This window comes from Lujinxingia vulgaris (assembly GCF_007997015.1).
Classification (GTDB): domain Bacteria; phylum Myxococcota_A; class Bradymonadia; order Bradymonadales; family Bradymonadaceae; genus Lujinxingia; species Lujinxingia vulgaris.
In genome coordinates this window covers 183,046-195,465 of the sequence record NZ_VOSM01000001.1, presented here as the reverse complement: position 1 = coordinate 195,465, position 12,420 = coordinate 183,046, and the positions used below count along the sequence as shown (strand labels likewise).

General features: G+C 65.8%; 11 protein-coding genes. 8 read left to right on the top strand and 3 right to left on the bottom strand.

All coding sequences use genetic code 11. The features are described from left to right. Positions 1-36 precede the first annotated feature (36 nt). The 8 genes from FRC98_RS00785 (at position 37) to FRC98_RS00750 (ending at position 9,225) form a co-directional block, all read left to right on the top strand. On the top strand, positions 37-2,025 hold the full coding sequence (locus FRC98_RS00785; RefSeq protein WP_146979405.1) for a protein kinase domain-containing protein: 1,989 nt from the start codon (positions 37-39) through the stop codon (positions 2,023-2,025). A 38-nt stretch (positions 2,026-2,063) separates the two neighbouring features. Then, positions 2,064-2,900, top strand: coding sequence for a hypothetical protein (locus FRC98_RS00780; protein WP_146979404.1), 837 nt, complete (start codon positions 2,064-2,066; stop codon positions 2,898-2,900). Between the two features lie 251 nt (positions 2,901-3,151). Further along, positions 3,152-3,694 (top strand): cytochrome c maturation protein CcmE, encoded by a 543-nt coding sequence (locus tag FRC98_RS00775; RefSeq protein WP_230467141.1) that lies wholly within the window; start codon positions 3,152-3,154, stop codon positions 3,692-3,694. Positions 3,695-3,709: 15 nt separating this feature from the next. Next, positions 3,710-5,899 (top strand): heme lyase CcmF/NrfE family subunit, encoded by a 2,190-nt coding sequence (locus tag FRC98_RS00770; protein ID WP_146979402.1) that lies wholly within the window; start codon positions 3,710-3,712, stop codon positions 5,897-5,899. Then, positions 5,896-6,462 carry a zinc ribbon domain-containing protein gene (locus tag FRC98_RS00765; protein WP_146979401.1) on the top strand — a complete coding sequence of 189 codons (567 nt, stop codon included), beginning with the start codon at positions 5,896-5,898 and terminating at the stop codon, positions 6,460-6,462. The genes FRC98_RS00770 and FRC98_RS00765 overlap by 4 nt, the downstream gene beginning before the upstream one ends. Beyond that, on the top strand, positions 6,459-7,781 hold the full coding sequence (locus FRC98_RS00760; protein WP_146979400.1) for a hypothetical protein: 1,323 nt from the start codon (positions 6,459-6,461) through the stop codon (positions 7,779-7,781). The genes FRC98_RS00765 and FRC98_RS00760 overlap by 4 nt, the downstream gene beginning before the upstream one ends. 27 nt (positions 7,782-7,808) lie before the next feature. Next, positions 7,809-8,516 (top strand): ABC transporter ATP-binding protein, encoded by a 708-nt coding sequence (locus FRC98_RS00755; protein ID WP_146979399.1) that lies wholly within the window; start codon positions 7,809-7,811, stop codon positions 8,514-8,516. Between the two features lie 16 nt (positions 8,517-8,532). Next, positions 8,533-9,225: a heme exporter protein CcmB gene (locus FRC98_RS00750; protein ID WP_146979398.1), complete on the top strand. Its 693-nt coding sequence runs from the start codon at positions 8,533-8,535 to the stop codon at positions 9,223-9,225. A 25-nt stretch (positions 9,226-9,250) separates the two neighbouring features. On the opposite strand, the gene FRC98_RS00745 is transcribed toward FRC98_RS00750, so the two are convergent. Genes FRC98_RS00745 through FRC98_RS00735 form a run of 3 tightly spaced genes read right to left on the bottom strand, consistent with a single transcriptional unit; the run spans position 9,251 to position 12,392 of the window. After that, on the bottom strand, positions 9,251-9,694 hold the full coding sequence (locus FRC98_RS00745; RefSeq protein ID WP_146979397.1) for a Flp family type IVb pilin: 444 nt from the start codon (positions 9,692-9,694) through the stop codon (positions 9,251-9,253). A gap of 39 nt (positions 9,695-9,733) precedes the next feature. Then, complete coding sequence (locus FRC98_RS00740) at positions 9,734-11,056, bottom strand: tetratricopeptide repeat protein (RefSeq protein ID WP_230467140.1); 1,323 nt, start codon at positions 11,054-11,056, stop codon at positions 9,734-9,736. Between the two features lie 16 nt (positions 11,057-11,072). Continuing rightward, the gene (locus tag FRC98_RS00735; RefSeq protein WP_146979395.1) at positions 11,073-12,392 is read right to left on the bottom strand and encodes an FHA domain-containing protein; all 1,320 of its coding nucleotides are present in this window, start codon (positions 12,390-12,392) and stop codon (positions 11,073-11,075) included. Positions 12,393-12,420: the final 28 nt, after the last annotated feature.

Below are 12,420 nucleotides of genomic sequence, written 5' to 3'. Positions count from 1 at the left end.
CCCCGCAGCCTGCGCCCCTCTTTTTACGGCCTGAACATGTCCGACGATCGTTTCAAACAAGCCCGCCGAAGCCTCATCGACCGAGCCAACCAGCGCCAGCAGGGAGGCGACGGCGGCTTTGAGTCCGACGCCGATGACAAGACCCAGATGGTCGACCTCAACGCGCTGCAGGGCGCCCCTGAGCCCCAGTTCGCGCCCCCTCCCACCTTCGACGGCCCCTCCGACGAGGCCACCCAGCTCTTTGAGCTGCCTCCGGATATGATGGGCGGCCCCGGCGCCGACGATCACATCACCAGCAGCGCCCCCGACTACAGCGGCTATTCTCAACCGGCCGCCCCGGCACAACCAGCACAACCGGCAGCCCCCTCCATGGGTGGCTCCGGCGGCCATCAGGTCTACGTCGGCGACGAGGCCCCCGATTACGAGGGCAGCACCCAGTTTGTGAACATCGCAGACTTCGCCGAGCAGGCCGCCCACTACACCCCCGAGCAGCAGGCCGCCGGCTACGATGGCAACACCCAGTTTGTCGACGTCAACGCCCTGATGGCCGGCGCCGAGGCATCCGGCGGCGACCCCATTGAGAACGACCAGGATCTGCAGCGCGGCTATATCTTCACCCCCGATGCGATCCAGCGCGGCGACATCACGCTGATCTTTGCACAGAACCAGCTCGGCCGCCCCGTCGTCCTCAAACGCGTCTGGGAAGGCCCCGCCGAGCAGATGTCCACCCCGCTGCGCCAGCGCATCGCCCAGCTCCACGCTCTGCGCCACCCCAACCTGGTGCCGATGAACGGCATGTTCGTCTCCAAATCCGGCATGTGGGTTGAGATCGACCGCCCCGAAGGCACCCGCCTCACCCAGATCATCCAGCAGCAGGGCCCTCAAGACCCCGAGCAGGTCATCGCCTGGCTTAAATCCGTCTCTGAGGTGCTCGAGACGATCCACGCCCAGCAGCTCGCCTACGCCAACCTCACCACCGACGCGGTCTGGATCACACCCCAGGGCGAGGCGATGGTCGAGCCCTTCGACATGCTGCGTTTTGAAGACCGCGGCGGCCTGGGTGCCTTCGGCCCCCCCGAGATGCAGTTTCCGCCGGCCCAGCGTCAGCTCTCCCCGGCCACCGACGTCTTCAGCCTGGCCGCCGTCGCCACCGCCGCCCTCACCGGCCTGCCCCTGGACAGCTCTCGCCTGGCTCAGCTCGGCGATCAGAAGCTCGCCCAGGCCCTGCAGACCGCCCTTCACCCCGACCCGACCCAGCGTCAGCAGACCCCCGCCGAGTTCGCCGCCGCGCTCAAGTCCGGCGGCGGCAGCGGCGGGCTCGACATCAAGGTGGTCATCGGCGGCGTCGCCGCACTGATGATGCTCACCCTGGTCGCCATGATGTTTATGGGCGGTGAACCCGCTCAACCAGCCCCCCAACCCCAGCAGCAGGCCGCAGCGCCGGCCCAGCCCGGCACGCAGGAACCCGCTGCCGACCCGAATGCTCCCGCAGCCGCCGCGCCGGCTGCCGCCGAGGATCCCGCAGCCCAGGCCAACGCCCCCCCTGTTCCGCTTCCCGGCACCGTCGTCGTCGACCAGCGCCTGACCATCTCGCAGAGCTTCAAACAAAACCCGCCCGCCAGCGGCCCGGCCGAAATCACCGAAGATCAATTCGACGAGCTTCGCGCCGAAGCCCGACGGCTCAAAGAAGAAGGCGACAAAGCGCGTCGCAGCGAGCAGCTCGATAGCTACCGCCCCGCCCTTGAGGCCGTCACTCAGGTCATCCGCGCTCAAAAAGAGCCCGCCGAAGACGATCTGGCCCTCTGGCGCGAGATCTACGACAACCGCGAGATCAAAGATTACATCAAAGACCTGCGCGAGCGCGTTGAGGGCGAGCTCGACAAGGGACTGGTCGGCAAAGCCCGCAACGACTACGAAGATCTCAGCGCCGTCGACCCCTCGGCCAACGCCGACGACTTCATCCAGGCAACCACCTCCGCCGAAGTTGTCGCCGTCACTCGCAACGAAGACGACACCGATAAGTGATCGCCACGCCGCCTCCCCGACGCGCCCCGGAGCTTACGATGCTCAACTCACATACCCGCACCTCTCGTTTCGCTCGCCATCTCGGCGCGCTCGCCATGCTCACCCTGCTGAGCCTTGCGCTCAGCGCGTGTGAGTCCGAGCCCCAGGCCCCCCCGCCCCCCCCGCCGGACTTTGAGTTCCCCATCGACATCCAGGTCACCGGCCCCGAAGACGCCCCCATCGGCGCGGCCGCCGTCGAGCTCGACGGCCAGATCGTGGGCTTTACCGACGCCGACGGCATCTTCAAAGCCACCCTGGTTGAGAAGCCCGGCACCGAGGTCTCCCTCAAAGTCATCGCGCCCGAGGGCTTCCGCGTCGCCGAGAATGGCGAGCTCGTCGATCAGCTCCGCGTCACCGAGACCATCGGCGGCCAGCTCTCCAGCCTGCCTCTGACCCTCAAACCGAAGGTCATCTCGATGCGCCACACCTACATGGGCTGGGTCCAGGCAAACTGCGACGATCGCATCAAAGAAGGCGCCTGCAACAACCTCCCCATCCACCTCGACGGTGAAGAGGTCGCCCGCACCGACGATCGCGGCGTCGCCCAGTTCGCCTTCGAGGGCGTCCCGGGTCGCACCGCCGAGGTCACCATCCGCACCCCGGCCTTTGAGCCTGGCGTCGACGGCTCCCCCTACTTCGAGCCAGCCCGCCCCGCCTACGAGCTTGCGCTGGGCTACGACGAGACGATCTTCCGCATCCAACAGGACTTCACCGATCCCACCGTCAAAAAGGCCCCGCGCCGCTCCACGCGACGCTCCACCACCCGGCGCACTCCCAGAAAGAAGACGCCCCCCAAAGAGGACGAGGACAACAACCATATCATCAACCTCTGGTAAACGACGCGACCTCACCCTTCTGGCACCTCCACAGACGCGGCCCCCGACATCCCGGGGCGCCGCGTCTGACGTTTAAGGCCTGGTCACGCGTCAAAATGCCGCAAGCCATAGCCTTGCCAGCATGGTGCGCTTACGCTAACCCTCCCTACTGGTCGCCGGCGCCCGAACTCGCTGCATTTTCGGGGAATGCCCGGCCCCGACATCGACGTTCCCACGGTGGCTTCGTCAACCGTTTGATTCTGGATCCGCTTATGAGCACTCATACCACGCCCCCCTCCGACCCCAACCCCCGCGGCTGGGACGGTGACCTCGACGCCGACCTCCTCGATGAGGAGCTCGACGCCCTCGATGATCTTCCCTCCTCGCAGGCCGACGGCCCGAGCTGGGGCCTGATCATCGGCGTGCTGGTCGCCATCGTCGCCATCGCCTTCCTGGTCCTCGACGGCCTGGAGGGCGAGACCTACTTCTATGAAGTGGATCAGGCCGTGGCCAAAGGTGACGATCTCATCGGCAAGACCGTGCGCATCAAAGGCATCGTCGAGCCGGGCTCTTTTGAGGGCGAAGCCGGCGGCATCCACAACACCTTCCGCATCTCCGAGCAGGGCGTGGGCATGAAAGTCGTCTACACCCGGGCGCTCCCCGACACCTTCCAGGAAGACAGCGAAGTTGTCGCCCAGGGCGTCGTCGATGAGACCTTGACGCTCCACGCCGACGAGGTCCTCGTCAAATGCCCCAGCCGCTATGAGGGCGCCCCCCCCACCGGCGCTGAGCTCTCGCCACAAGCCGCACGCTAAAACCCCGGACAGTCTATGAGTTGGCTCGGATCCCTTGCCATCTATCTGGCGCTCTACGTCGCGATTGTTGGCGTGACGATGGGCATCATCGCAGCACGCACCGGCTCGCGGCGCTTCTTACACGCCACGCGCTTTGCGACCTACACCACCTTCGGCGCCCTCTCAGTCGCCTCGATGGTGCTCATCCACGCGCTGCTCACCCACGACTTCAGCATCAAGTACGTGGCGGCGTTCTCCGACCAGAGCATGCCGACCTTCTACCTGCTAGGCGCCTTCTGGGGCGGTCAGGCCGGAAGCCTGCTCTTCTGGGTATGGAAGGTCACCCTCTTTACGGCCATCTGCGTCTACACCAACCGCAAGAGCTACCAGGACTTTATGCCCTGGGTGATGGCTGTGAGCATGGCGGTGGCCGCCGGTCTGCTCATCATCCTGGTCTTCGGCTCCAACCCCTTTGAGGGCTACCACCTCATCGACGACCCCACCCAGGGCAAGGGCCTCAACCCCCTTCTGCAGACCCCGAAGATGGTGCTGCACCCGCCCGCCCTGCTCACCGGCATGGCCTCGATGACCGTGCCCTTCGCCTTTGCCATCGCCGCGCTCTTAAGCGGCAACCTCTCCAACGCCTGGGTCGAGGCCGCCCGCAAGTGGATCCTCTGGCCCTGGCTCTTCTTGAGCATCGGCAACATCCTCGGCGGCATGTGGGCCTACGAGGAGCTGGGCTGGGGCGGCTACTGGGCCTGGGATCCGGTCGAAAACGCCGCCCTGCTGCCCTGGCTGACCTCCACCGCGCTGATCCACTCCCTGCTCATTCAGGAGCGCCGCGGGATGCTCAAGCGCTGGAACGTCGGCCTGATGATCGGCACCTTCCTGCTGACCATCTTCGGCACTTACATCACCCGCAGCGGGCTTATTGAGTCGGTGCACTCCTTTGCCCAGAGCGACATCGGCCCCTACTTCCTCAACCTGCTCCTCACCGTGACCGTCTTCAGCGTGGCGCTCTTCGTCTACCGCTGGAAGGCACTCAAGAGCGAGCAGCGCCTGGATAGCCCGGTCAGCCGCGAGGCCGCCTTCATCTTCAACAACTGGATGTTCCTCTCGATGACCGCCGTGGTGCTCTTCGGCACCCTGTGGCCGCGCATCAAAGAGGGCCTCACCGGCCAGGACATCGCCATGGGGCCCCAGTGGTTTAACCGCTGGATGATCCCCCTGGGACTCTTGATGATGCTGATGATGGGCATCGGCACGATCATCGCCTGGCGACGCGCCAACTGGAAGAACTTCCAGCGCAACTTCATCATCCCCATCGCCGCAGCCCTCATCCTCACCCCCTTAAGCGTCGGCCTCTACTGGGTGGTGCGAGGCCAGGGCCTGGTCAGCCCCGACAGCCTGGACGCAACCTACGCGATCATCGCCATCGCCCTGTGCTTCTTTGTCGGCGCCACCATCGTCCAGGAGTTCTCCCGCGGCATCAGCGCCCGCCGGCGCATGCACGATGAGAGCTTCGGCGAGTCGCTCTACCGCCTCTGCATGAAACAAAAACGCCGCTACGGCGGCTACATCGTGCACCTGGGCGTGGTCTTCGCGTTCGTCGCCTTTGCCGGCAACGCCATGAAGATCGAAAAAGACGTCAGCCTGGCCCAGGGGGAGTCGGTGCAGATCGGCGACTTCACCTTCACCTACCAGGGCTTGAGCGATCAGCATAACCGCGAGCGCGTCCTCTACTCCTCGGCCGTGCAGGTGGCCCGAGACGGTCGCGCCCTCTACGAGATGCACCCCGGGAAGTCCGTCTTCCACTCCAGCCCGAACATGCCCGTGAGCGAGATCGACATCCGCTCCACCCCGCTGGAAGACGTCTACGTGGCGCTTGTTAACTTCGACCCGGACGGCCGCCAGGCCGCCTTCAAGATCTTTGTCAGCCCCTTCACCTGGTGGTTCTGGTTCGGCGGCATCATCCTGGTGCTCGGCACGCTGATCTGTCTGTGGCCCACGCGCGAATCCCTGGAGTCGCTGCGCCCGGGCGCCGGCGGCATCGGGCGCGCCGCGATCTTCGGCGGCGTCGTCATGATCGTCTTCTCCCCGATGCTCATCTGGACCGTCGAGTCGCACACCTCCTGGGGTGACGTCCGCCGCCTGGAGCAAGCTCCCGTCGCCGAGCTCGTCGACACCCCGAGCGCTGAATCCCCCGTGCAGCCGGAGCCCTCATGAGCCTCCCCCTGCTGATCGTCGCCATCGCGTTTACGCTCTGGGGCCTGCTCAACATGCTTCGCCCCTTTCTGGCGCAGCGCGACGCGCAACTTCGCTTCGAAGTCCTCGATGAGGAGCTCCGTGAGATCGAGGGCCTGATGGCCCGCAAGGCCGCCCTGGTGCAGTCCCTTCGCGATATCGAATACGACCACCAGACCGCCAAGATCTCCACCGAGGACTACGCCCGCTTCAAGCGCTCCCATGAGCGCCGCGCCGTCGCCATCATGCGTCGTCTCGACGCCATTCACGGCGGACGCGAGTGGGAATCCCACATCGAAGACGCCGTCGCAGCTCGCCAGCAGGCCCTTCCTGAGCCCGAAGCACAGGCGCCGGGGGCAAAAGATGCCTCACAGCCCCCCCAGAAGACCGCTAAGGCCACTGACGCCTGCACCGAATGCGGTGAGCCGCTTAGCCCCCGCGCGCGCTTCTGCGCCATTTGTGGAACGCCACGCGAATCCTCCGCTGCTGATGCGGACGAGCGCCCCCGCCACGCTGCCCCCCTGACCTCCGAGGTCACCGGATGAAGTTTGTAACGCTCCTTCCCGCCTCCATCGCCGCGCTTGTTATGGCGCTCTGTGCCGCCCCGGCCTTCGCCCAGGATGCCCCCGGCCTCCCGCAGGCGCCGGCTGCCCCGATGGCACAGGGCCAGCCCCAGGCTGCACCCACCGCCGCGGCTCAGCCGTGGACGATCAACGTGCAGCTCGAGCACGGCGCCGACCCGGGCGCCGATCTCACCGGCACCCCGGTCATCCTGGAGGCCGCGCGTCCCCGGGGGCCCTTCGAGGTCACCCCGCCGGAGCCCGTTGCACGCTGGACCTCGGTGGCCAACGCCGAGGGCCTGGCCGTCTTCAATCAGGTGCCGGCCGCGGTCGCCCAGCAGGGTCTTCGTCTCAGCGCCCACGCCACCTACGGCGGCGTTCCCTTCAGCTCGCGCGCCTACGCGGCGGCTGACGGCGTGCGCATGGATGTGCGCGTCTTCGATCGCGGCCACGACCTCTCCGGGCTTCGCGTCGCCTCCAAACGCGTCATCGTCGAGCCCTGGGAGGAGTACATCATCCTCAGCCAGACCTGGACCTTTACCCTCGACGCCGAGCACGCCGTCGATGTGGCGATGCTCCCCGACCCCGCATACGAGCGCGGCCTGCCGATTCGCCTGCCCGTCAAAGCCGAAGGCATCCGCGCCGATGGCCAGGGAAGCTTCGAGGTCATCAACAACGTCGTCTTCTGGAAGGGCGTGATTAAGCCCGGCGAGCCGGTGACGATGCAGATTCGCTTCTCGGTCTCGGCGCGCGATGACGTCTTCAACTACGAGCAGGAGATGGCCTGGCCGACCGACACCCTCCAGCTGATCGCCCCGCTGCAGACCCAGTACAAGCGCACCCCTCGCCTGAGCACCCTGGAGATGGTCGCCCCGGGCTTTGAGCTGACCACCGACGCCTCCTCGCTGGGGCTGCGCGATGACATGGAGTTTCTCATCGCCAACCGCAGCGACGTGGCCGCCGGCCAGCCCTATGCCTTCCAGCTGCGCGGGCTGCCCTTTGGCCGCCCGCTGGGCGGTTGGATCGCGCTGGCGCTGGGTATCCTCGTCTCGCTCCTGGTGGTCGGATTCGGACTTCGGGAGCACCGCCGGCTCAATGACGGCAGCAAGCGCGACGAGATCTTGAGCGCGCTCAACGCCGAGCGCGAGCTGATCCTCGACGAGTTGGCCGAGCTCAGGCGTCTTCGCCAGAGCGCAGACGAAGAGACTCGGTGGGAGATCGACGCGGAGGTGGGGCTACTGCGCGAGCGTCTCTCGCTCATCCTCTCCAAGCTGCGCGACCTGGGTCACGCCCCTCAAAGCTGATCGTCGGCCGGCATCCCCGAGCGCTCCATGCCCCCACGCTCCCCCAACGCAGTGACGCTGCGAGACGTCTCGCGCGTCTTCGGGCGCACCTTTGCGCTCCACCGGGTCAGCACCACACTTAAGGCCGGCTCCATCACCGCCCTGCTGGGCAATAACGGAGCCGGCAAGTCCACGCTTCTCAACATTCTGGCCACCGTCGACGCCCCCTCCGATGGCGAGGTGCGCTTTGGCAAGGTCGCCTTTGCCGACTTCGCCCGCCGCGGCCGCGCCCGCATCGGCTGGGTCAGCCACCAGACACTCGTCTACGACGAGCTCACCGGCCGCGAGAACCTCACCTTCTTTGGTCAGCTCTACGGCATCCCCCACATCCAGAAGATCGTCGAAGGGTGGCTGGAGCGCGTGGGCTTAAGCGCGGCGGCAGACCGCCCGGTGGGCACCTACTCGCGCGGCATGAAGCAGCGATTGACCATCGCACGCGCCCTCCTGCACGACCCCCAGCTTGTGCTCCTCGATGAGCCGGCCACCGGGCTCGACCAGGCCGGCACCGCCCTTGTCAGCAGCCTGCTAGGCGAACTTCGCGATGAGGGCCGCATCGTGGTGATCATCTCCCACAACTTCTCGCTCATTGAGACGCTGGCTGATAACGTGCTCATCCTGCGCAAAGGCCAGCTGCGTGCCAGCGGCCCGCTCCCCCCCGGCACCCCACTCGTCTCGCATTATCAGGCCCACGCCTGAGCCCCGGCAATCGGTTATGAAGACCTCGCTCATCCTGCGACAGAGCCGCACGATCCTGGCCAAAGATCTGCGCCGGGAGTGGCGCACCCGCGAGATCCTCACCACCACCGTGGCCTTCTCGGTGCTGCTGATGGCGGTGTTCACCTTTGCCTTCTACCGCAGCGGCGACGCCACCGCGGAGGTCTTCCCCGGCATCCTGTGGATCTCGATCGTCTTCAGCGGCACGCTGGCCATCGGGCGCAGCTTTCAACATGAGACGGCCAGCGGTTGCCTGCGCGCCCTGGCGCTGATTCCGGGCAGTCAGGTCAGCCTCTACATAGGCAAACTCGCCGCGAACCTGATCTTCATGCTTCTCTTTGAGCTCGCGCTCATCCCCCTGCTCCTGCTGGCGTTTTCCGTCGATCTGGGCCCGACCTGGGCGCTGCATCTGGGTTCGGTGCTCATCGGCACCCTGGGTTTTGCCACCCTGGGCACACTCGTCTCGGCGATGCTCGTCAAAAACGATCTTCGCGAAGTGCTCCTGCCGGTGCTGCTCTACCCCCTGCTCATCCCACTGCTCATCGCCGGGGTCAAAATCAGCGCCGCCCTGCTCGCCGGGCAGGACTGGCCCCAGGTTCAGGGGTGGGTCAAGGCGATGATCGCCATGGATCTGGCCTACGGTGTGCTCTGCGTGCTGCTCTTCCGTTTCGTGCTTGCGGCGGTGGAGTAAGAGGCGGTGGAGTAAGACGGGCGTCTCACTCCTTCTTCCCGCCAAAGATCACGTAGCCTAAGAGCCCGAAGAGCCCCAGCACGATCGCCACCACAATCCAGCTCACGCCTCCCACCGACCACCATCTGGCCTGCGGGCGCTCCCCACGCGCGCGGGCCTCAGCGGCGGCTGAGTTCGTGGCCGCCGCCGCAACCGTCGTGCGGGTCATGCTGCGTTGCTCACCATTATTTGCACCGGCCGCGCCCTGCCCCGCCGCACTTGTCCCACGATCCTCACTGCTGATCCCCGAGATCTCCTGGCGACTCGCTTCGAACTTCGAGGTCACCGACGAGCCAAAGACCCGAATCATCGCCACGATAAAGAGCGCTGCCAGCATCAGGAGCACCATATACTCCGCCGCCGTCGCTCCCCTTCCCCGCCCCAACCAGGCCGGGGTTCGCTCCCAGGCGCTGCGCATTCGACGCATCATAGCTGCTCTCCTCTTGCACCGCAGACACAACCACCGGCCTCACTCGTCCGACATCCCCTCACCCGGGCAGCGCTCCAGCACAGCCTCGTAATCCGGCCATCCCTCAAAGCGCTCACACAGCGGTCCCATCGCATCGCGTTGACCAAGACGCCGGTAGGCGTCCAGCAACGCGCCGGCGACCTCCGGCGAGGGCTTCTGCTCCACGCTAAGCTCCAGCCACTCGGTGGCCTCCTCAAAGCGCCCCGTGCGGTAGAGCGCAAGCCCCAGCACACGGTCACCCTCCTCGCTGCGCGCCTCAAGCGCGCGCAGCGCGCGCAGCGCGTCATCGTAACGACCATCTTCGTAAAACTTCAGCGCGGCGAGCTCGGCTTCATCTGAAGCCTCTTCGCTGGCCACTCCCTCTGCGTCGCCAGCGGCCGGAGGCGCCGATTCCGCCGCGTCTTCCTCTCCCGCACCCGCGGCATCACCTGGCGCATCCCCCGGCGCTTCAGGGCTCGCCTCAACCGCATCGGACTCATCGGCCTCAGGCTCGCTCGGAGGCTCCTCAGCCGGCACGACGCGCTCCACCTCGATCTCGGCGGGCTCTTCCCCGGCCTCAACTTCAAACCCCAGGTCCACCTCACCGCCGTAGTCCTTGAGCGCCTCGCTCAAGTCCACCGCCACCGGCTCCGGCAGACGGTACACCTCGCCACACTGTAGCCCGACCCGAGACGCGTCGATCGGGCCTTCATTGGCCATCTCCAACAGACGGTTCTCCACCTGGCGTTTCTGCGAAGCGTCGCCGGTGAGCTCAGTAAAGCAGTTGTAAAAGGCCACCGCCCGCGGGCGATTGCGGATGTGCCGATCGTAAAGCACCCCCAGGTTGATGTAGGGCACCGGATCGGTGGGCTTCATCTGCTGCGCGATGATCATAAACGACTCGGCATCGAGGTAGCGTCCCGAATACATCAGCGCCGCGCCCATATTGCTGTAGACCGGCTGCACATCCTCCTCGACCCGCATCAAATACTGATAGACCCGCACGGCCTGCGCGAAGTTGTTGGTCTGCACATAAAGCTGAGCCAACGCACGCGCCACATGTACCCCGCCGCCATGCCGAAGCGAGCGGCTGTAGTACCGCTCGGCCTGGGAGAACGCCCCCACGTTAGTCGCCGCACGGGCCGCCCGATAGTAGAGCTCCGGATCGCGGGAGCCCTCCGAGATGGCCTGCTCGTAGTACTGCAACGCCAGCGGATACTCTTCGCTCTTGTACGCGCGGTCGCCCAGCGTCTGCGTTGTCACACAGCCGCAAAACAAGGCCACCATCGCAACGAGAAGAGCCTGCGCAACCACGCAGCGCAGGCTCTCGAAAGGTCCATTCATCTGACTCATATCGCCTTTAACGCATGGTCCGCGGGTAGGTGCCGCTGCTCTTCATATTCAGCTCCATCTCGGCCGCCCAGCGGTTCTCTCGCGAGGTCTTATCGGGGAAGAACGCCTCGATCTGCTTGAGCGTCTCGGCCATCTCGATGTAGCGCTGGCGCTGTTTGGCGCTGTGGAAGGCTGCCCGGAAATTCTTGTAATAGGTATCCAGCTGGGCCCGAGCGTCATCGTGCAACGCCTGCCAGCCGTTCATCTCCTCGGGGAACTGCTCAACCCCACCCATGGTCATCAACTCACGGGCCTCGAGAAGTCGCTTATAACCATCGAAAAGATTGCGGTTCTCGACGTCGCGCTTGCCGAGAAGATCCGTGGCGATCAGATAGGTCTCCTGCGCCTTACGCATGCAATCGGTCTCGGCCACGCAGTCCACGTCCAGCTGAACCGGCGGAAGCTCCGAGTATGCCACCTGCTCCTCGCCCCCGGTATCGGTCGCTTCGCCACCACCAAGGAAGGTGTAACCGAGCATTCCCACAGCGATCAAAACGCCAATAATGACCACGACGGGGTTGGTCTCATCGGGCTTGGCGCCGGCCTTCTTGCTGGCGGACTGAATGCGCTGATAATCGCTGGCCGCGGCGTCGTCCTCGGCCTCAGAGAGCGCCTCATCGCTGGCCGCGATCTCATCCCAGGAGATGATCCCGGCGTCGCCACCACTCTTCGCTTCTTTCTTTTCAGCCGGCGCAGCGGAAGGAGGCGGAGCCCCAAAACCACCGGGGGCCGGCTGCTGCCCGACGCCAGGGGCGGGTTGGCCGAAACCCGACGGCTGGCCCTGCCCTGCGGGCTGGCCAAAACCACCGGCGTTGGGAGCCTGACCGAAGCCACTCGGAGCCGCGCCACCTGCCGGCTGACCAAATCCACTCGGCGCAGCACCTGCGGCGGGCTGACCGAAACCACCGCCCGCCGGCGTCGCACCGAAGCCGCCCGTCTGAGGCATCGCTGCCGGCTGCGCCGGCGCCGCCTGAGGTGCACGCGCCGTCGCATCCGGCGCACGAAAACGCACCGAATGCTTGCCCAGCGTGAGCATCGCCCCGTCCCACAGGGAAACCTCTCCGCTGACCGGCTGCCCGTCAACCGCAGTCAGACCACCACGCGAGAGCACCACCAGGCGGTAGTTGCCCCCGCCCTCTTCGACGATCAGCGCGTGCTGACGCGAGACGGTAGGGTGGTCGAGAATAAAGTCCGAGCCGCGGTCGCGGCCGATCGTTACGGACTGGCTGTTAAACGAGGCGTTCTGCGTCTGACCGTTATGGTCGAACTCTAACCAGAAGGAGGACATGGAGGTTTCTTCCGCAATTGCTGAACGT

Coding starts and splice junctions, on each gene's coding strand:
- FRC98_RS00785 (WP_146979405.1), top strand. CDS start 37: ATGTCCGACGATCGTTTCAAACAAGCCCGCCGAAGCCTCATCGACCGA.
- FRC98_RS00780 (WP_146979404.1), top strand. CDS start 2,064: ATGCTCAACTCACATACCCGCACCTCTCGTTTCGCTCGCCATCTCGGC.
- FRC98_RS00775 (WP_230467141.1), top strand. CDS start 3,152: ATGAGCACTCATACCACGCCCCCCTCCGACCCCAACCCCCGCGGCTGG.
- FRC98_RS00770 (WP_146979402.1), top strand. CDS start 3,710: ATGAGTTGGCTCGGATCCCTTGCCATCTATCTGGCGCTCTACGTCGCG.
- FRC98_RS00765 (WP_146979401.1), top strand. CDS start 5,896: ATGAGCCTCCCCCTGCTGATCGTCGCCATCGCGTTTACGCTCTGGGGC.
- FRC98_RS00760 (WP_146979400.1), top strand. CDS start 6,459: ATGAAGTTTGTAACGCTCCTTCCCGCCTCCATCGCCGCGCTTGTTATG.
- FRC98_RS00755 (WP_146979399.1), top strand. CDS start 7,809: ATGCCCCCACGCTCCCCCAACGCAGTGACGCTGCGAGACGTCTCGCGC.
- FRC98_RS00750 (WP_146979398.1), top strand. CDS start 8,533: ATGAAGACCTCGCTCATCCTGCGACAGAGCCGCACGATCCTGGCCAAA.
- FRC98_RS00745 (WP_146979397.1), bottom strand. CDS start 9,694: ATGATGCGTCGAATGCGCAGCGCCTGGGAGCGAACCCCGGCCTGGTTG.
- FRC98_RS00740 (WP_230467140.1), bottom strand. CDS start 11,056: ATGAATGGACCTTTCGAGAGCCTGCGCTGCGTGGTTGCGCAGGCTCTT.
- FRC98_RS00735 (WP_146979395.1), bottom strand. CDS start 12,392: ATGTCCTCCTTCTGGTTAGAGTTCGACCATAACGGTCAGACGCAGAAC.